The 17,924-nt window shown below is 73.5% G+C and carries 16 protein-coding genes and 1 pseudogene; 10 read left to right on the forward strand and 7 right to left on the reverse strand.

The window, feature by feature from the left end; genetic code table 11:
• Positions 1-2: 2 nt before the first annotated feature.
• A complete protein-coding gene (locus tag DWV08_RS14110) occupies positions 3-431 on the reverse strand; it encodes an Lrp/AsnC family transcriptional regulator (protein ID WP_115415042.1) in 429 nt (142 codons plus the stop codon).
• Between the two features lie 160 nt (positions 432-591).
• Between DWV08_RS14110 and DWV08_RS14115 the strand changes: the two genes are divergently transcribed.
• Positions 592-1,221, forward strand: a complete 630-nt coding sequence (locus DWV08_RS14115) for a LysE family translocator (protein WP_115414380.1) — start codon at positions 592-594, stop codon at positions 1,219-1,221.
• A 46-nt stretch (positions 1,222-1,267) separates the two neighbouring features.
• Here the strand turns inward: DWV08_RS14115 and DWV08_RS14120 are convergent, their stop codons facing one another.
• Positions 1,268-2,905 (reverse strand): helix-turn-helix domain-containing protein, encoded by a 1,638-nt coding sequence (locus tag DWV08_RS14120; RefSeq protein WP_241237452.1) that lies wholly within the window; start codon positions 2,903-2,905, stop codon positions 1,268-1,270.
• Positions 2,906-3,122: 217 nt separating this feature from the next.
• Between DWV08_RS14120 and aceA the strand changes: the two genes are divergently transcribed.
• From aceA to DWV08_RS14135, 3 genes are all read left to right on the forward strand, one after another.
• Positions 3,123-4,460, forward strand: coding sequence for an isocitrate lyase (gene aceA / locus DWV08_RS14125; protein WP_206516773.1), 1,338 nt, complete (start codon positions 3,123-3,125; stop codon positions 4,458-4,460).
• Between the two features lie 87 nt (positions 4,461-4,547).
• Positions 4,548-6,248 carry a malate synthase A gene (gene aceB, locus DWV08_RS14130; RefSeq protein ID WP_115414381.1) on the forward strand — a complete coding sequence of 567 codons (1,701 nt, stop codon included), beginning with the start codon at positions 4,548-4,550 and terminating at the stop codon, positions 6,246-6,248.
• Between the two features lie 106 nt (positions 6,249-6,354).
• Positions 6,355-7,848: an Hsp70 family protein gene (locus DWV08_RS14135; RefSeq protein WP_115414382.1), complete on the forward strand. Its 1,494-nt coding sequence runs from the start codon at positions 6,355-6,357 to the stop codon at positions 7,846-7,848.
• Positions 7,849-7,891: 43 nt separating this feature from the next.
• Here the strand turns inward: DWV08_RS14135 and DWV08_RS14140 are convergent, their stop codons facing one another.
• The 3 genes from DWV08_RS14140 to fdxA form a co-directional block, all read right to left on the reverse strand.
• Complete coding sequence (locus tag DWV08_RS14140; protein ID WP_241237453.1) at positions 7,892-8,314, reverse strand: MerR family transcriptional regulator; 423 nt, start codon at positions 8,312-8,314, stop codon at positions 7,892-7,894.
• 98 nt (positions 8,315-8,412) lie between these two features.
• Positions 8,413-10,194: an HNH endonuclease signature motif containing protein gene (locus tag DWV08_RS14145; protein ID WP_115414383.1), complete on the reverse strand. Its 1,782-nt coding sequence runs from the start codon at positions 10,192-10,194 to the stop codon at positions 8,413-8,415.
• Between the two features lie 481 nt (positions 10,195-10,675).
• A complete protein-coding gene (gene fdxA, locus DWV08_RS14150; protein ID WP_115414384.1) occupies positions 10,676-11,005 on the reverse strand; it encodes a ferredoxin in 330 nt (109 codons plus the stop codon).
• Between the two features lie 134 nt (positions 11,006-11,139).
• Here fdxA and soxR point away from each other — a divergent pair.
• From soxR to DWV08_RS14170, 4 genes and pseudogenes are all read left to right on the forward strand, one after another.
• Positions 11,140-11,556: pseudogene (soxR, locus tag DWV08_RS14155) on the forward strand (redox-sensitive transcriptional activator SoxR); the annotation flags it as partial.
• Between the two features lie 235 nt (positions 11,557-11,791).
• The gene (locus tag DWV08_RS14160) at positions 11,792-12,421 is read left to right on the forward strand and encodes a superoxide dismutase (RefSeq protein ID WP_115414385.1); all 630 of its coding nucleotides are present in this window, start codon (positions 11,792-11,794) and stop codon (positions 12,419-12,421) included.
• Between the two features lie 133 nt (positions 12,422-12,554).
• Positions 12,555-12,956: an ArsR/SmtB family transcription factor gene (locus tag DWV08_RS14165; protein ID WP_115414386.1), complete on the forward strand. Its 402-nt coding sequence runs from the start codon at positions 12,555-12,557 to the stop codon at positions 12,954-12,956.
• A complete protein-coding gene (locus DWV08_RS14170; protein ID WP_115414387.1) occupies positions 12,953-13,837 on the forward strand; it encodes an SRPBCC family protein in 885 nt (294 codons plus the stop codon). The genes DWV08_RS14165 and DWV08_RS14170 overlap by 4 nt, the downstream gene beginning before the upstream one ends.
• Positions 13,838-13,873: 36 nt before the next feature.
• Here the strand turns inward: DWV08_RS14170 and DWV08_RS14175 are convergent, their stop codons facing one another.
• Together DWV08_RS14175 and DWV08_RS14180 are read right to left on the reverse strand one after the other, a co-directional pair.
• On the reverse strand, positions 13,874-14,617 hold the full coding sequence (locus DWV08_RS14175; RefSeq protein ID WP_115414388.1) for an ABC transporter ATP-binding protein: 744 nt from the start codon (positions 14,615-14,617) through the stop codon (positions 13,874-13,876).
• A gap of 5 nt (positions 14,618-14,622) precedes the next feature.
• Entirely contained in the window at positions 14,623-15,756 is a 1,134-nt protein-coding gene (locus tag DWV08_RS14180) for an ABC transporter permease (RefSeq protein WP_115414389.1), read from the reverse strand.
• Positions 15,757-15,886: 130 nt separating this feature from the next.
• Here DWV08_RS14180 and DWV08_RS14185 point away from each other — a divergent pair, with 130 nt between their 5' ends.
• Together DWV08_RS14185 and DWV08_RS14190 are read left to right on the forward strand one after the other, a co-directional pair.
• Positions 15,887-17,203 (forward strand): sensor histidine kinase, encoded by a 1,317-nt coding sequence (locus DWV08_RS14185; RefSeq protein ID WP_241237324.1) that lies wholly within the window; start codon positions 15,887-15,889, stop codon positions 17,201-17,203.
• Positions 17,200-17,841, forward strand: a complete 642-nt coding sequence (locus tag DWV08_RS14190) for a response regulator (protein ID WP_115414391.1) — start codon at positions 17,200-17,202, stop codon at positions 17,839-17,841. The genes DWV08_RS14185 and DWV08_RS14190 overlap by 4 nt, the downstream gene beginning before the upstream one ends.
• Positions 17,842-17,924 lie beyond the last annotated feature (83 nt).

Raw genomic sequence — 17,924 nt, forward strand, 5'->3', positions numbered from 1 at the left:
CCTCAGGCGGTGCGCAGCGAGCTGAACAGCAGGCTCGTCTGCGTGGCGCGCACCCCGGGCATCGCCCGGATCCGCTCCAGCACCAGATCGAACTCGGCGAGATTGCGGCAGCGCAGCTGGAGCACCAGGTCCCAGGTGCCGGTGGTGGAGTGGAGCTGCTCCATCTCCGGATACCCGCGGATCTCGCGCACCACCTCGTGGTTCAGGCGGGTCTCCGTGGCCACCAGGGTCACGCCGCGCACCGCGTCCTGATCCTGATCGCTGCTCACCCGGATCGTGAACCCCTCGATCACCCCGGTGTCCACCAGCCGGTCCATGCGGGAGGTGACGGTGGAGCGGTTCACGCCCAGCTCCCGCGCGAGCACCGCCACGGGGGTGCGGCTGTCGGTGCGCAGCAGCGCGATGAGTCGGTGGTCCAGATCGTCGAGCACGCACATAGCCTAGCGGCACCACACAGAGTGCGGGACATCCCCGCGATCTGCCCGCAAGTAGGCGATTGCGGCGCCGCATCGCCGCCCTCTACTCTCACTCCTGGCCCAGGTCAGGGCCTGTTTCGGGACGATGTCCCACACGTGAACAAGGTGGTGAGAAGTGCTCGACGTGTCCGTCCTGCCCGCATTCCTGCTGGCCGTCATGGTCATCCTCGTGACCCCCGGCCCCGACATGGCCTTCATGATCGCGACCGGCATCAACCAAGGGCGGGGCGCGGCGGTGCGCGGGGCGTTCGGCGTCACCACCGCGATGGGCATCTGGGTCCTGATCGCCGCCACCGGCCTGGGCGTGGCGCTGGCGCAGGTGCCCGCCGCGCTGGATGCGATCCGCCTGGTGGGCGCCGCCTACCTCGGCTTCCTCGCCGTGACCACCTGGCGCCGGGCGGGCGCGGCCGTGGCCGAGGCCGCGGTGGTGCCCAACGTGTTCCGCCGCGGGTTCGTCGTCAACATCACCAACCCCAAGGTGGCGCTGTTCTTCGTGGCGTTCCTGCCCCAGTTCCTGGGCACCGCGGGCGCCTCCGGGCAGAGTCCCTTCGCGCAGATCCTCATGCTGGGCCTGCTGCTGCAGCTGGCCGGGCTCGCCACCGATCTCGCGATCGGCAGCGCCGCGGGCGTGTTCCGCGACGCCGTGCTGAGCCGCCGCCGGGTGCGCCTGGCGCTGGACGCCGCCGCCGGCACCGTCTACGGCGGCCTCGCCGTGCTGCTGGTCGCCGACGTCGCCCGCGGGTAGCAGCGGGCCGGGGGGCACGGGCAGCGCCGGGTCGGGGCCGGGAGGCTCAGCGCCCGTCGGCCGCAGTGCCGGCCGCCGCAGTGCCGCGCGCCGCAGTGCCCGCCGCTGGCCCGTCGGCCGGCGGGGCGTGCCGCTCCAGGAACTCCAGCATCGCCACCCGGTCCACCCCGGTGAAGGTGCCGGTGGGCATCGCGGCGAGCAGGGAGGCGTGCAGCCGCGCCACCGGCCACACCGACCCCTCCCAGCGCCGCTCCACCTCCGGATCCGGCGCCCGGCAGCAGGACGGGTCCGGACAGGTGGAGCCGTGGCGCACGGAGGTCTCCCGGCCCCGGAACCACTTCGTGTGCGCGAAGTCGGTGCCCACCGAGATCGAGAACTCCCCGCCGGAGCCGGACTCGATGCGGGAGGTGCACCAGTAGGTGCCGCCCGGCTTGTCGGTGTACTGGCTGTACTGGCGCATCCGGTCCTCGGTGCGGAACACCCGCCGGGCGCTCCACCACCGGCACACCAGCTGCCCCTCCACCGCCCCCAGCGCATCGGTGGGGAAGCGCACCCGGTCGTTCTGGTACGCCTTCACGATCGTGCCCGAGGAGTGCACCTTGAGGAAGTGCACCGGGATGTCCAGGTGATGGGTGGCGAGGTTCGTGAAGCGGTGCGCGGCCAGCTCGTAGGTCACCGCGAACTCGTCCCGCAGGTCCTCCACCGACAGCTCCCGCTGCGCCTTCGCGCCCCGCAGGAAGGCGCTCGCACCCTCCTCGGGCACCAGCATCGCCGCGGCCAGGTAGTTCACCTCCACCCGCTGGCGCAGCAGCTCGCCGTAGTCGGCCGGCTCGGCCATGCCCAACGCGTGCGCGGCCAGGGCCTGCAGCACGGTGGTGCGCGGATCCGCGGTGCCGCGCCCCAGCGGCAGATAGATCCGCATCGACGCCGCATCGGTGAGCGAGCGCGCCGAGTGGGGCAGGTCCGGCACCGAGTGCAGGGTGAAGCCCAGCGCCTCGGCCAGCAGCGACACCTTGCGGTGCGAGAGCGGGCCGCCACGGTGGTCGATGCGGGCCAGCAGCTCCCGGGCCGTCTGCTCCAGGGCGGGGTAGTAGTTGCCCGCCTCGGACTGCTCCTGGCGCAGCTGCCCGTTCACCCGCCGCGCCTCCTCGGGCGTGGCCGCCCGCTCCTCGTGCAGGCGCCGCAGCTCCTCGTGGAGGGCCAGGATCGTCTCGATCGCGGCGTCGGAGAGGGTCTTGCGCACCGGCAGGTCCGGCAGCCCCAGCCCCTGGTAGAGCGCCCCGGCCTGCGCCTTCTCCAGCGCGATCTCGAGCGCGGCCCGGCGTGAGGGCGGGGCCGGGTCCAGCAGGTCCTCCACCCCCACCTCGAGCGCGCGGGCGATGCGTCGCAGCTCCCCGAGACGCAGCTCCCGCTTGCCGTTCTCGATCACCGAGAGCTGCGAGGGGGCACGGTCCAGGGCGGCGGCGAGCTCGGCCAGGGACAGGCCCCGCTCGGTGCGTCGGGCGCGGATCCGCCGGCCGAGCAGCAGCGGGTCCACGTCGTCGTCGGGGGAGCCGACGGGGCCGGCGGCGTCGGGGCGCAGGGTGCCGGCGGGACGAGCGGGCCCGTCGGCCCGGCCGACGGCGTCGGGACGCGCGGGGCCGGCGGGGTGTCTGCGGGGGCCGGGAGGGGGCTGCGCGGTCATGCGGGACAGCGTGACACAGAACACTTCTGCAGAACAGAAATATCGCGAAAGTTCTTCGCGATCGGGGGTTCTGGCGGGGTGGCGGGATGGTCAGAGTGTGACCACTCGACGAAGTTCGTCGATCGCGGGACTCGCCCCCGGCGCTGTTCCCGCCCGCCCAGCCCTACCCGCCCCTACCCGCCCCGTACTGCCCCCTACCTGCCCCGAGGAGCCGACGATGACCCCCTCCGATCCCTCCATCCCGCGCCGCTCTCCCCGCCCCGGCGACCCGAGCATGACCGCCGAGGAGCTCGCCCGCGACTGGGAGATCGACCCCCGCTGGCGGGGCGTGCGCCGCGACCACACCGCTGCCGACGTCCTCTCCCTCGCCGGGCCCGTGCGCGAGGAGCACACCCTCGCCCGCCGCGGCGCCGAGCGGCTCTGGGAGATGGTCCAGGAGAACACCGCCGACCCCGCCACCTGGATCTCCGCGCTCGGCGCCCTCACCGGCAACCAGGCCGTGCAGCAGGTGCGGGCCGGGCTGAAGGCCGTCTACCTCTCCGGCTGGCAGGTCGCGGCCGATGCCAACCTCTCCGGCCAGACCTACCCCGATCAGTCCCTCTACCCCGCCAACTCCGTCCCCGCCGTGGTGCGCCGCCTCAACAACGCGCTCCTGCGCGCCGGGCAGATCGAGTTCGCCGAGACCGGCACCACCAGCCGGGACTGGCAGGCACCGATCGTCGCCGATGCGGAGGCCGGGTTCGGCGGGCCGCTGAACGCCTACGAGCTCATGCACCAGATGATCGAGGCGGGCGCCGCCGGCGTGCACTGGGAGGACCAGCTCGCCAGCGAGAAGAAGTGCGGCCACCTGGGCGGGAAGGTGCTGGTGCCCACCTCGCAGCACGTGCGCACCCTGAACGCCGCCCGGCTCGCCGCGGACGTCGCCGGCACCCCCACCGTGCTCATCGCCCGCACGGACGCGCTCGCGGCGACGCTGCTCACCAGCGACGTCGACGAGCGCGACCGGCCCTTCCTCACCGGCGACCGCACCGCCGAGGGCTTCTACGAGGTCACCCCCGGGATCGAGCCGGTCATCGCGCGAGGCCTGGCCTACGCGGAGTACGCGGACCTGCTGTGGGTGGAGTCCTCCACCCCGGATCTCGCGCTGGCCCGCCGCTTCGCCGAGGCGATCCACGCCCGCTTCCCCGAGCAGAAGCTCGCCTACAACTGCTCGCCGAGCTTCAACTGGAAGCGGCACCTGGACGATGCGCAGATCGCGCGCTTCCAGAGAGAGCTCGCCGCGATGGGCTACGCCTTCCAGTTCATCACCCTGGCAGGCTTCCACTCCCTCAACCACGCCATGTTCGAGCTGGCCAGCGGGTACCGGGAGCGACAGATGAGCGCCTTCGTGGAGTTGCAGGAGGCGGAGTTCGCCTCCGCCGCGCACGGCTTCACCGCCCACCGCCACCAGGCGGAGGTGGGCACGGGCTACTTCGACCGCGTCGCCACCGCCCTGAACCCCACCTCCTCCACCCTCGCGCTCGCCGGCTCCACGGAGACGGCGCAGTTCCACTGAGCACGCCGCCGGCCGGACCCGTGCCGTCGGGCGCACTCGCCCCGTCGGCCCGACCCCCACCCCTTCTCTCGCACCCAGGAGCACGCCATGACCCTCATCGACTACCGCCGCCCCCTGTCCGAGCAGCGCCGCCCCGGCGCGTCGCCCACCGCCTCGGGCCCGTCCGCGACGTCGAGCGTCGCCGTGCCCGACCGGCGCGGGCGGATCGAGGTCACTGCACCGCTGGGCGACCGCTTCGAGGAGATCCTCACGCCGGCGGCGCTGGACTTCCTCGCCCTCCTGCACGACCGCTTCGCCGCCCGCCGCTCCGCGCTGCTCACCGCCCGGGCGATGCGCCGCGAGGCGATCTCCGGCGGGGCGATGCTCGACTTCCTGCCCACCACCCGCGCGATCCGGCAGGATCCCACCTGGCGCGTCGCCGGCGCCGGCCCGGGCCTGGAGGACCGCCGGGTGGAGATCACCGGCCCCACGGACCGCAAGATGACGATCAACGCCCTGAACTCCGGGGCGAAGGTGTGGCTCGCCGACCATGAGGACGCCCTGAGCCCCACCTGGCACGCCGTCATCGACGGGCAGCTGAACCTCCACGACGCGATCCGTCGACAGGTCGACTTCACCGGGGAGAACGGCAAGGAGTACCGCCTGGCCGAGGAGACCGCGACGATCGTGTTCCGGCCCCGCGGCTGGCATCTGCCCGAGCAGCATCTGCGCTGGGTGCGGGCCGACGGTCGCTCCGCCCGCACCTCCGCCGCGCTGGTGGACGCGGGGCTGTACCTGTTCCACAACGCGCGCGAGCTGATCGCGCGTGGCGCCGGACCCTACCTGTACCTGCCCAAGCTCGAGTCCCACCTCGAGGCGCGGCTGTGGGACGAGGTGTTCACCCTCGCCGAACGGCAGCTGGGGATCGACCACGGCACCATCCGCGCCACCGTGCTCATCGAGACCCTCCCGGCCGCCTTCGAGATGGAGGAGATCCTCTACGAGCTGCGCGACCACTGTGCGGGCCTGAACGCGGGGCGCTGGGACTACCTCTTCTCGATCATCAAGACGTTCCGCGACCGGGGCCGCCGCCGGGTGCTGCCGGACCGCTCGCAGCTGACGATGACGGTGCCGTTCATGCGGGCGTACACCGAGCTGCTGGTGGCCACCTGCCATCGTCGCGGCGCCCACGCGATCGGCGGGATGAGCGCCTTCGTCCCCGACCGCGGCGATCCCGAGGTGACGCGGCAGGCGATGCTCCTGGTCGCCGAGGACAAGCAGCGCGAGGCGACCGACGGCTTCGACGGCACCTGGGTGGCGCACCCGGACCTGGTGCCCGCCGCGCAGGCCGAGTTCGATGCGGTGCTCGGCGAGCGGCCCCACCAGGTGGGGCGACTGCGCGAGGACGTGCACGTCACCGCCGCGGACCTGCTGGACCTCGAGATCGACGGCGGCACCCTCACCGCCCAGGGGATCCGGCAGAACATCCGCGTCTCCCTGCGCTACCTCGACGCGTGGCTGCGCGGCCGCGGCGCGGTCGCGATCGACCACCTCATGGAGGACGCCGCGACGGTGGAGATCTCCCGCTCGCAGCTGTGGCAGTGGATCACCCAGGGCATGCTCACCGAGGAGGGCATGCCGGTCACGCGGGAGCGGGTGGAGTACTTCATCGACCGGGCCGTGCTCGAGCTCGACACCGAGCAGGGCGGCCGCATCCCGGAGGCGGCCGAACTGCTGAAGGAGGCGGTGCTGGGGGAGGAGTTCCCGGAGTTCCTCACCACGGGAGCGTACGAGCGCCACCTGCAGTGAGGTGCTGCCGACGGGCGGGCCGGGCAGGTGCCCGGGTGCGGGGCGGTGCCCGGGGGTGGGGCGGACGCCGTCGACCCCCGGGCACCGGCCCGGCTATGTTCAGGCCATGCGCATCGGCATCGACATGGGCACTACCCGCACCATCGCGGCGGGCGCGGACCGCGGCAACTATCCCGTGCTCCGCTTCGCGGACCTCGACGGTGACCAGCACGACCACTTCCCTTCCGTGATCGCCGACGTGGACGGCGAGCTGGTGCACGGCTTCGCCGCCGAGCGCGCCGCCCGCGCCGGCGCCCCGCACCTGCGCTCCTTCAAACGCCTGCTGGGGGCACCGGGCACCCATCCGGGCACCACGGTGGAGCTCGGCGGGCAGGAGCACCTGCTGCTGGACCTGGTGACCGCCTACCTGGTGGCGGTGCGGGAGGCGCTGCCGGTCCCGGCCGGCCAGGTGGCCGTCTCGGTGCCGGCCCACGCCCACTCCGCGCAGCGCATCATGACGCTGGAGGCGTTCCGCCGGGCCGGCATCGACGTGATCGCGATGCTCAACGAACCCTCCGCCGCCGGCTTCGAGTACACCCACCACCAGTCCCGCAGCCTCACCTCCCGCCGCACCCGCATCGCGGTCTACGACCTGGGCGGGGGCACCTTCGACAGCTCCCTGGTCGAGGCCGACGGCACCGGGCACGTGGTGCTGGGCAGCCACGGGGACAGCCGCCTGGGCGGCGACGACCTCGACGAGGTGCTGCTCGAGCTGGTGCTGGAGCGTGTGGGCGAGCTCTCGGGACTCACGGCCGACACCCTCGGGCCAGCGGGGCTGGCGGCCCTGCGCGAGGAGTGCCGGGCGGCGAAGGAGCGCCTGCTGCCGCAGACGCGGCGGATGATGATCGACCTCGGCCAGGAGCACGAGCCGGTGATCCTGCCGGTGGAGGAGTTCTACGCGGCCGCGACCCCGCTCGTCGAGCGGACGCTGGAGGTGATGGCCCCTCTGGTGGGGGAGCTGGAGGCGGAGTCCGGCATCGCCGGGATCTACCTGGTGGGCGGCGGGTCCGGCCTGCCGCTGGTGGGGCGCCGGCTGCGGGAGCGCTTCGGTCGGCGCGTGCACCGGTCCCCGTACCCGGCGGCCTCCACCGCGATCGGTCTCGCGATCGCCGCGGACCCCGACGCCGATGTCACTCTCGCGGACCGGCTCTCCCGCGGCATCAGCGTGTTCCGCGAGGCGCAGGCGGGCGAGGGGATCACGATCGACCAGGTGCTCACCCCGGACGAGCCCCTGCCTGCCACGGGTGTCACCACCGTGACCCGCACCTACACCGCGGCGCACACAGTGGGTTGGTTCCGCTTCGTGGAGCACGCGCACCGGGATCCGGACGGCGAGCTGCGCGGCGACGTGGTGCCGTGCGCGGACGTGCTCTTCCCCTTCGACCCGGCGCTGCGGGAGCTGGACCCGGCCGCGCTCGCCCGGGCGGAGGTGACGCGCCGCGAGGGCGGACCGCGGATCGAGGAACGCTACAGCCTGCACCCCTCGGGGGCCGTGACCGTGCAGATCACGGACCTGGACAGCGGGTTCAGCCGCGAGTACGGACTCGCCCGGCGGGGCTGAGCGGGGGCGACGTCCGGTCCAGAGGCCGGGCCGGCGGGCGGGCTCAGCGCGCGGCGGCGTGCTCCTCGAGCACCTCGTCGAGGATCTCGGCCGTGTCCTGCAGCCGGGCGATGCGTGCGGCGAGCTCTCGGCGATGGGCGCGCAGTGCGTCGAGCCCGGTCTCCTGGGCCGGATCCCGGCCCAGCAGCAGCGGCAGCAGCGGGGAGATCTCGGCGCTGGAGAGCCCCACGGCCAACAGGCGCTGCACCAGCAGCACCCGGTCCATGGCCTCGGCGTCGTAACGGCGGTGGCCGGCGGCAGTACGGGCCGCGGCGAGCAGGCCCTGCTGCTCGTAGTAGCGCAGCGACCGGGCGCTCGCGCCGGTGCGGGCGGAGAGCTCGCCGATGCCGAGGCGCGGTGCGACCGCGGGGGTGGCGCTCGCGGGCATCACGTCCACAGGGGTCACACGGGTGTCACAGACGGTCATGCGGCCACCGTACGATCCAGCGCGTCGCGAAGCGTGCAGGTCAGGGGTGTGTCGGTGAGGGTGACATCGGTGTGAGGTCTCATGTGGCGACCGCGGCCTCATCGTCTCGGTCCCGGGGGCCCGTTCGAGGAGCTGGGGAGGAAGTGGAGATCGACGCCGCGGCCGCGCGGGCCGAGAAGCGGGGCGCGGGTGGGGAGATCGGTGAGGCGCAGCCGCAGAGCGTCGAAGGCGTGGTGGATCGTCGGGGCCTCTGCCGGGACGGCGGCCGGGGCGCCCGGTGGGTCCAGGGCAGGCGCCGAGGGGCCGGGGCGCGCACTGCTGGCGGTGCCGGGGTGCGTGACCGAGGGGGTGTCGGAGTCGCCGTCGCGGCGGGGGCCGGGGTCCGGGTGAGGGCTGGTGCCGGGACCGGTGTCTGACCGCGATGCGTGGTCCCGCGCCCCGCGGCGGTAGGTCCCGAGAGGGTCGAGGTTCACGCCGCGCCGGTGGGCCCTCTGGCCGAACCGGGTGGTCCAGTCGACGGTGCGTCGCACCCCCTGCTCGTCTCGCACCACGCGCACGCTCTCCCCGGAGCTCTCCTTCTGGTTGTCCCCTCCGCAGAGTCCGTTCCCGTTCTCGAGGCTGGTGGGACCGCCCCGTGACCAGGGCACGATGTGGTCCATCTGGCGGATCGGGGCATCGCAGTACGGGGCCCGGCAGGTCTGATGGGCGAGGGTGAGGAAGCGCCTCAAGGAGTCCGGGAACGACCGGGAGCGGGCCTCCACCGCCACGAGCTGGCCGTCCTCGGGGTCGGTGTAGAGGCGCCGGAGGGTCAACGATGTGTCGGTGTCCTGCTCCCCGCGCTGCGCCGCGCGCAGCATCTCCTCGCGCACGTGGTCGTAGGGCACCGGTCCGAAGCCCTCGATCGTCGCGGCGTCAGCATGGGCGGGGGCGAGCAGCGACCGGTCGGTGATCACGATTCCCACGTCCAGCGTGGTCGGATCGATGCCGTCGCCCCGACCCACCAGCGCGTCGGCGAAGAGATCGGCCATGATCTGCTGGTGACCGCGCCGGTCGCCGCTCGCCCGTGCGGCCTCGGCCGCGACGGAGAGTCCTTTCCGGATCCGGGCCGCGTCGATCCCGGGGATCGTCGCCCGCACGGTCGCCATGCCGTGATCGGTGCGGGTGATCGTCACGTGCCGGTCGTGCAGCGCTCGACGGTGGCGCTCCGCAGCCCCTTCGGGATCCAGCGCGTGCAGGATCCTCGCGACGTGATCGGCGATCTCCCCGGTGCCGCAGTCCGTCAGTGCATCCAGCTGGGCGCTGAGCACCTCGTCCACCTGCTCCCGGATCTCCGGGGTGACCGGCGCCATCGCCGTCCCCACCCGGTGCACGGAGCGGGGGTGCAGCGATCCCTCCGCCAGTGCGGTGAGCATCCCGGGCATGTTCTGCACCAGCCGGCGGCAGGTCGCGAGGCTCCGGCCGGCCACCGCGCGCGACTCCTTCAGCGCCCGCGACGCCTCGGAGCGGGCCACCTGCGCCGCCTGCCGGGGACTCTCCTCGCGCTGCAGGCAGTCTGCCTTCACCGCCGCTTCCAGGTGCACGAGGGCCCGGGCGCGCACCGCGTCGAGCGCCGCCTCGAGGCCCGTGATCCCCGCGAGGAGTGCCGTGGTGCCCTCCACGGAGAGGTGCTCCAGCGAGGCGGAGCCCTGCACGCCGAGCTCGACGAGGACGGACCGCACCGCGGCGAGATCCACGTCGCCGACGGCGAGCTCCGCCCCCTCTGCACGGACCGGCACGCCCGCGGGGAAGCCCGTCGGGGCGTCCTCGTGCGCGGGGTGCTCGGCGGGGCGGCCGCCGTCGGCCTCCTCGCTGTCCTCGCTGCGCTGTGGATCCTGTGCCATGCCGCCACTATCGCAGTTCTGTTCGAACCGGGAACTGCTCGTGTGGATGATCCACCGTGTTGTGCACAGAATGTGGATGAACGATGCGTGGGGAGGAGCAGTCGCGGGTCAGGCAGACTCCCGAGGAGACTCGCGGAACACCACCTCAGGTGTGGGAGAAGGGGTGCTCAGATTCCTGAGCGCGGCCCGTCGCGCCCCGGCGAGAAATGATGGCCATGCCCTTCCCGAGTGTCTCGCGGACGGCGCAGGTGACGGACTCAATCGAAACAGAAGCGTCCGCGAGGGGAAGTAGCTGCGAGTCTGTTCGATTCAGGACATGGCGCAGCCCGGCGCGGTGCACCGCCACGCTGCGCCGCACGCCGCACGCCGCACGCCGCTGGCCGCAGGGCGCCCCGCGCGTCGCAGGGCTCTGCGCGGTGCAGTGCTCAGCATGCCGCGCTGCACCGCCCCGGATCACGCGTCGGCGTGGGGGATGGCGCCCTCACTCCAGCGGGTTGGGCTGGATCGGCAGCGCCTCGATGATCGCGTGGTCCTTGTCGATCACGCCCATTTTGGCCGCGCCGCCGGGCGCGCCGATCTCGTCGAAGAACTCGACGTTGGCCTTGTAGTACTCGGCCCACTGGTCCGGGGTGTCGTCCTCGTAGAAGATCGCCTCGACGGGGCACACGGGCTCGCAGGCGCCGCAGTCCACGCACTCGTCGGGCTGGATGTAGAGCATCCGGTTGCCCTCGTAGATGCAGTCCACGGGGCACTCGTCGACGCAGGCGCGATCCTTCACGTCCACGCAGGGCAGGGCGATCACATAGGTCATCGGGCGCGGTCCTCCCGGGCAGTCACGGTCACGAGTCCTTCTCGTGATCCTCGAGGGAACGTAGTATCTCAAGTGCACTTGAGGTCAAGGACGGGAGGGGCGGGGTGAACGCGGCGCATGATCCTGAAGATCTGATGACCATCGGCGAGATGGGCGCGCGCACGGGGGTGGCCGCGAGCGCGCTGCGCTACTACGAGGAGCTGGGGCTGATCGCCTCGGTGCGCACCGTGGGGAACCAGCGCCGGTACGCCCGGCACATGCTGCGGCGGGTCTCGCTGGTCTCGGTCGCCAAGCGGCTCGGGATCCCGCTGTCAGACGTGCGCACGGCGTTCGGGGACGTGCCCATGGACCGTACTCCCTCTCATGCCGAGTGGCAGCGGGCCTCGCGGCGCTGGCGCCGCACCCTCGAGGAGCGCCGTCGGGCGATCGAGCGTCTCGAGCACGAGCTCACGGGCTGCATCGGCTGCGGCTGCCTGTCCCTCAAGGCCTGCGCGCTGCTCAACCCGGACGATGCGCTGGCCGCCACCGGCTCCGGTCCGCGGCGCCTGGAGGACGTGCACGAGGACGACCTCGACGAGGAGTCCGACGGCGCGGTGCCGGCGGCGCCTGGGGAGCCGGACGCGGCGGCGCCAGGGGAGCCCGGCGCGGCGGCGCCTAGGGCGCCCGACGGCGCAACGCCCGATGGCGATGTGTGACGGACCGGCTTGCCCTCAAGTGCCCTTGAAGTTCTAGGGTCGAGCTATCTCCCGTCGGGCACACCGGCGGGCTCCCACGAAAGGACGGACCATGGCGGAGTACACGCTTCCCGATCTCGACTACGACTACGGTGCGCTGGCGCCCTCGATCTCGGGCAAGATCATGGAGCTGCATCACTCCAAGCATCACGCCACCTACGTCAAGGGCGCGAACACGGCGCTGGAGAAGCTGGCGGCGGCGCGCGAGGCCGGGGACTTCGGCACGATCAACCAGTTCTCGAAGGATCTGGCGTTCAACCTGGGTGGTCACACGAACCACTCGATCTTCTGGAAGAACCTCTCGCCGGAGGGTGGGGACAAGCCCACCGGTGAGCTGGCCGCGGCGATCGATGAGTTCTTCGGCTCGTTCGACTCCTTCCGTGCGCACTTCACGGCGGCGGCGCTGGGGATCCAGGGCTCGGGCTGGGCGGTGCTGGCCTATGAGCCGATCGGGGGGAACCTGGTGATCGAGCAGTTCTACGATCAGCAGAACGGTGTGCCGGTGGCGACGATCCCGCTGTTCCAGCTGGACATGTGGGAGCACGCCTTCTACCTCGACTACCAGAACGTGAAGGCGGATTACGTCACGGCGATCTGGGACATCGTGAACTGGGCCGACGTGCAGGCACGCTTCGAGGCTGCGCGCTCGAGCGCGTCCGGTCTGGTGGTTCCGCAGGCCTGATCCCGCGGGCCTGAGCCTGTTCTCGACGGCCGGTCCCTCCGTGGTGAGGGGCCGGCCGTTCGTCTGCGCGCGGCCGGCGCGCCTGCCCACAGTTTCCTTGACCGGCATATGTCGCGAGCGGTATACATGCGGCATGTCCTCCGTCGAGCACGACGCCGGCCCCGCCCCCGACGTCCAGGCCACCGCCACGCACACCGTGCTCTCCCTGCCGCTGCGCCGGGAGATCCTCGACGTGCTGCGGGAGGGGCCGGCGCCCGTCGGCGCCCTCGTGGAGCGCACCGGCGCGCCGCAGGCCGCGGTGTCCAAGCAGCTGCGGGTGCTGCGGGAGAACGGCTTCGTCGAGGTGCGCGCCGAGGGGAGGCAGCGCTGGTACGCGCTGTGCCCCGAGCCCTTCGCGCAGCTCGCCGACTGGCTGGCGCCCTACCGGTGGCTGTGGGAGGACCGGCTCGACCGACTGGGCGAGCAACTGGACCGCATGAACAAGCTGGACCGCATCGAGGAGCAGGACCGCATGCAGGACGAGGAGACGCCATGACCAGCACCGACCCTCAGCTTCACGACGTGGACGGCGGCACCGACATCGTGGTGCGCCGCCGCTACCCCCACCCGATCGAGCGCGTCTGGCGGGCTGTCACCGAGACGGAGCATCTCGCCGCCTGGTTCCCCGGCGCCCCCGAGTTCGACCTGCGCGTGGGCGGGACCGTGCGCTTCGCCGAGTTCGCGGGCGACCCGGCCGAGTTCGGGGAGGTGCTCGCGCTGGAGCCGCCCCGCCTGCTGCGCTTCACCTGGGACACCGATGTGGTGACCCTCGAGTTCGCACCCGCCGGCGAGGGCACCGAGCTCGTACTCACCAACCGCCTCGCCGACCGCCCTGCCGCGGCCAGCGTCGCGACCGGCTGGGAGGCCTGCCTGGGCCTGCTCACCGCCGTCGTCGCGGGGGAGCCGCCGGAGGATCCCGGGCCCCGGTTCGCCCGCCACGAGGAGCTCGCCGCGCGTTTCGGCCTTTCCCGGCCGGTGCTCGAGGAGACGACCGACGGGTGGTCGGCGCGGTTCGAGCGGCAGCTGGTGTGCTCCCCGGAGGCCGCCTGGGAGCTGTTCCTCGGCGGTGCCGCGGAGCCCGAGGTCACCCACGAGGTGCCCGCCGCGGGCCAGGAGCTGCGTGCCCCGCGGGCGCCCGAGGTGGTGCTGGGCATCGTCACAGAGGTCGAGGCCGGGCGTCTGCTGGCCGTCGACACCGGTGCCGGGGAGCCCGGTGACCACGTGCGCTTCGAGCTCGTCGAGGGCACCGGCCACGGCGCACGGATGGTGCTCACCGTGCGCGGCACCGACCCGGCGGAGAGGGATGCGGCCCTCGCGCAGTGGGGCGGTGGCGCCGTGGAGGCGATCGCCGCGGCCGCGCTCGCGCACGTCTCCTGACGGCCCCGCCCGGGGCGCATCCGACGGGCCCGGGCCTCACGCCGCCGAGGGCTCCACGCGGCCGTCGCGCAGGGAGATCACGCGGTCCGCGTCCTCGGCGAACTCGCGGTCGTGGGTGACCATCACGGTGGCGACCCGCAGCTCCCGGGTGATCCCGCTCAGCAGATCCACCACCTCGCGGGAGCGCTCGTGGTCCAGGGCGCTGGTGGGCTCGTCCACCAGCAGCACGGACGGCTCGGTGACCAGGGCGCGGGCGATGTTGACGCGCTGTCGCTGGCCGCCGGAGAGCTCGTGCGGGCGGCGGTCGGCGTACTGCGCCATCCCCACCCGCTCCAGCAGCTCCTCGGCACGGCGCCGCTCGGCGCGCAGACGTCGGCCGCGTAGCCCTGCGAGGTGTCCGCGCACCAGCAGCTGATCCCGCACGGTGAGGGCGGGCAGCAGGTTCGGCTGCTGGAAGACCACGCTGATCCGGTCGCGGCGCATCGCGGTGCGGCGCGCCTCGTCCAGGCCCGTCAGCTCGGTGCCGTCGATCCTCACGGTGCCGGAGCTCGGCACCACCAGCCCGGCCGCGACGCTCAGCAGCGTCGACTTGCCGGAGCCGGAGGGTCCCAGGATCACGGCGAACTCGCCGCGGGCCACCTCCAGGCTCGCCTGGTGGAGCACGGTGTTCAGGCGTTCGCTGCCGTTGGGGTGCCGTCCGTCGGGGTAGGTGACGGTGACGTCCCGTGCGGAGAGCGCGGGGGCGGTCGTCGTGGTGTCGGGTGCGGTGGCGGTGGTCATGGTGATCAGTTCCCTCCGAGGGCGAGCAGCGGATCGACGCGGGTCACGCGCCGGGTGGCGAGGACGGAGCCCAGCAGGCCGATGGCCAGCACGCCCGCGACGGGCAGCAGCACGGTCACGGCCGAGGACTCGAACGGGGCGACGGTGCTGAGCGCGGCCCCGCCGCCGGCGCCCACCAGACCGCCCGCGGCGGTCCCGACGGCGAGCAGGATCGCGGCCTGCCCCACGGTGTCCCGCAGCACGTAGCGGGCCGAGGCGCCCAGCGCCCGCAGCACCGCGATGTCGCGGGTGCGCTGGATCGTCCACACCGACAGGAAGGCGATCGTGACCAGCGCGGAGATGCCGTACAGGAACCCCTGGATGAGGGTCAGGGAGCCGTTCTCCGAGGAGTAGGAGGGCAGTGCGGAGAGCGACTCGGCAACGCTCACGGCGCGCGTGCCGGACTCGGCCGCGGCCGCCGCGATCTCGTCCTCGGCCGACCCGCCTGCCGCACTGCCTGCCGCACCGCCCGCCGCACTGCCTGCTGCGCCTCCCGCCGCCTCCTCGCGCACCAGCAGCGCGGAGCCGGCGGTGTCCTCCGCCTGATGGGCGAGCGCGCAGAAGGTGTCCACGTGCACGTAGCCGACGGGGGAGTGCGAGTACCACTGGGTCTCCACGATGCCGGCGACGGTGAGGTCCTGGCCGTTCACGGAGACCGTGTCCCCGGCGGCCACGTCCAGGGCCTCGGCGATGTCCGCGGGCAGCAGCGCCTCGCCCTCGGCAGGGGCGTCGGGGAGCTCGGCGGCGACCTGGCCGTCCGGGGCGATGCCGAACAGGGCCAGCGAGGTCACGGCGTCCCCGGCCTCGATCCGCATCTGGCCCACCGACAGCGGCTCGGTGGAGAGGCCATCCGCGTCGGCCCACACCCGGGCCTGGTCGGTCGAGACCTGCGAATCGGCCCAGGAGACCTCGTCCCCCAGGGTGGGGGTGAACGCCACGGCGTCGGCCGGGAGCGCCTCGATCGCGGAGATGTTCTGGTGGGCGAGGCCGCGGGTGAGGCCGGTGAGCAGCACCAGCAGCAGCGTGAGCAGGGCGATCACGCCGATCATCAGCGTGAAGCGCCCCTTGGCGTGGAGGATGTCTCTGAGTGCGACGAACATGGCTCCATTCCCTCGTGGATCGCCCCGTGCACATCGGCCCCCGCGGGCACCGTCGCACGCCGGAGGGACGAGCCGGCACCGGTCCTTTCGGACGATGCCCCGCCCGCCGCCGCCGCTCTACAGTGGCGAGGTGAGCCCCGTCCCCGCCGCCCTCGCCGACCGCGCCCGCCCCGCCGGTCCCGACGGCGCCGGCGCGCACGGGGGCCGGGACTCGGACGGGCGCGACGCCACCGCCCCCGCCACCCTCGCCACCGTGCTGCGCGGGGCGATGCACCTGGCCTTCGCGGTGCTGCTGAGCCTCGGCGCGCTCCGCGCCGTCACCGTCGAGCAGGTGCCGCCGGTGCTCGCCCTGGGCCTGGCCGGCCTGGTCGCCGCTGTGTACGGGATCGGCGCCGCGCTGGCCCACCGCCGACGGGACCCGGCGCAGGTCGCCGCCGCCGATCTGCTGCTGCCCTCCCGCGGCTGGGTGGTGGTGCTGCTGGCCGCCTGGGTGGGCGCGACCCTCGTGGCTTCCGCCTTCGTGTGGCTCGCCTTCCCGCTGTTCTTCCTGGTCCTGTTCTCCCTGGGCCGCCTCGCCGGGCCGCTCGCCCTGCTGGCCGTCGCCGCCTGGGCCGTGCTCGCCCCGCTGGCCGTGGGCGCCCAGAGCGAGCTCGGCGTGGGCGAGGTGCTGGGGCCGCTGGTGGGCGCCGTGTTCTCCCTGGTCGCGCACACGGTGTGGCGTCGGCTGCTGGAGGAGGCGGAGCGCAACCGCCGCCTGGTGGAGCGTCTGCGCGCCGCCCAGGCCGAGCTCGCCGCCGCCGAGCGGCGCAAGGGCGTGGCCGAGGAGCGCCAGCGACTCGCCCAGGACCTCCACGACACCCTCGCCCAGGGGCTGAACTCGATCGTGCTGATCAGCCGCGCGGCCCGCGCCGCGCATCCCGCCGCGGCCGAGGAGTTCACACGCATCGAGGAGGCCGCCCGCGCGAACCTCGCCGATGCGCGCGGCCTGGTGCGCGACCTCGCCGCGCGCGCCCCGCACGGCGACCTGGAGCAGGTGCTCGGCGAGGTGCTCGAGCGCACGCGCCGGCTGGAGAGCGGCACCCGCTTCGCGCTGCGCACCGACGGCGACGCCCACCCCCTCCCGCCCGCCGCCGTCGAGACGATGCAGCGCGCCGCCCAGTCGCTGCTCGCCAACGTGGTGCGCCACGCCGACGCCGAGCGGTGCGTGCTCACCCTCGCCTGGTGGCCGGAGCGGGTGAGCCTCGACGTGGTGGACGACGGGCGCGGCGTCGACCCCGCCGCCGTGCACCGCGACGACCGCGGCGGGGACGGGCTGGCGCTGCTGCGCTCCCGGATCGCCCGCGCCGGCGGGACCGTGACGATCGACTCCGCGCCCGGGGAGGGCACCACCGTGGGTGTCTCGCTGCCCACTCCCGTCGGCCCCGGCACCCCTGAGGAGGGCGCATGAGCATCCGCGTGATGATGGTGGACGACCACCCGGTGGTGCGCGCCGGTCTGCGCGCGCTGCTGGAGGCCGACGAGCGGGTCGAGGTGGTCGCCGAGGTGGACTCCGGCGAGGCCGCCCTCGCGCGCCTGGACGAGCTCGCCGCCACGCCCGACGGCGCCCCGGACCTGGTGCTGATGGACCTGAACCTCGGCGTGGGCCCGGACGGGATCGAGACCACGCGGCGGCTGCGCGCCGCGCACCCCGCCGTGCAGGTGCTCGCCGTGACCACCTTCGACGACGAGGCGGACATCGTGGGTGCCCTCGAGGCGGGCGCCACCGGGTACGTGCTCAAGGACTCGCCCACCGAGGCGCTGCTGGCCGCGGTGCAGGAGGCCGCCGCCGGGCGCAGCGTGCTCTCCCCGGAGGTGCAGCAGCGCCTGATCGCCCGCATGACCAGCCCCGGCACCGCGCTCTCCGCGCGGGAGGCGGAGATTCTCGAGGCCCTCGCCACCGGCGCCACCAACCGCGAGGTCGCCAAGGCGCTGTTCATCTCCGAGTCCACGGTGAAGACCCATCTGGTGCACCTGTACGACAAGCTCGGGGTGGACAGCCGCACCGCCGCCCTGCGGGTGGCGCGGGAGCGGCGACTGATCCGCTGAGCGGCGGGCTGAGCGGCGGGGCGGGCCGAGCGGCGGGGCGGGCAGAGCGGAGGGCCGACGGCCCGGGTGGGCGGCCGGCCCTC

Origin of the sequence: Brachybacterium saurashtrense, assembly GCF_003355475.1 — a bacterium.
Taxonomy (GTDB): domain Bacteria; phylum Actinomycetota; class Actinomycetes; order Actinomycetales; family Dermabacteraceae; genus Brachybacterium; species Brachybacterium saurashtrense.

Bases quoted from the DNA above. Each gene is read 5' to 3' on its own strand.
- DWV08_RS14160 (WP_115414385.1), top strand. From the start codon at position 11,792: ATGGCGGAGTACACGCTTCCCGATCTCGACTACGACTACGGTGCGCTG.
- DWV08_RS14190 (WP_115414391.1), top strand. From the start codon at position 17,200: ATGAGCATCCGCGTGATGATGGTGGACGACCACCCGGTGGTGCGCGCC.
- DWV08_RS14140 (WP_241237453.1), bottom strand. From the start codon at position 8,314: ATGACCGTCTGTGACACCCGTGTGACCCCTGTGGACGTGATGCCCGCG.
- DWV08_RS14120 (WP_241237452.1), bottom strand. From the start codon at position 2,905: ATGACCGCGCAGCCCCCTCCCGGCCCCCGCAGACACCCCGCCGGCCCC.
- aceB (WP_115414381.1), top strand. From the start codon at position 4,548: ATGACCCTCATCGACTACCGCCGCCCCCTGTCCGAGCAGCGCCGCCCC.
- DWV08_RS14145 (WP_115414383.1), bottom strand. From the start codon at position 10,194: ATGGCACAGGATCCACAGCGCAGCGAGGACAGCGAGGAGGCCGACGGC.
- DWV08_RS14165 (WP_115414386.1), top strand. From the start codon at position 12,555: ATGTCCTCCGTCGAGCACGACGCCGGCCCCGCCCCCGACGTCCAGGCC.
- DWV08_RS14175 (WP_115414388.1), bottom strand. From the start codon at position 14,617: ATGACCACCGCCACCGCACCCGACACCACGACGACCGCCCCCGCGCTC.
- DWV08_RS14180 (WP_115414389.1), bottom strand. From the start codon at position 15,756: ATGTTCGTCGCACTCAGAGACATCCTCCACGCCAAGGGGCGCTTCACG.
- fdxA (WP_115414384.1), bottom strand. From the start codon at position 11,005: ATGACCTATGTGATCGCCCTGCCCTGCGTGGACGTGAAGGATCGCGCC.
- DWV08_RS14170 (WP_115414387.1), top strand. From the start codon at position 12,953: ATGACCAGCACCGACCCTCAGCTTCACGACGTGGACGGCGGCACCGAC.
- DWV08_RS14135 (WP_115414382.1), top strand. From the start codon at position 6,355: ATGCGCATCGGCATCGACATGGGCACTACCCGCACCATCGCGGCGGGC.
- aceA (WP_206516773.1), top strand. From the start codon at position 3,123: ATGACCCCCTCCGATCCCTCCATCCCGCGCCGCTCTCCCCGCCCCGGC.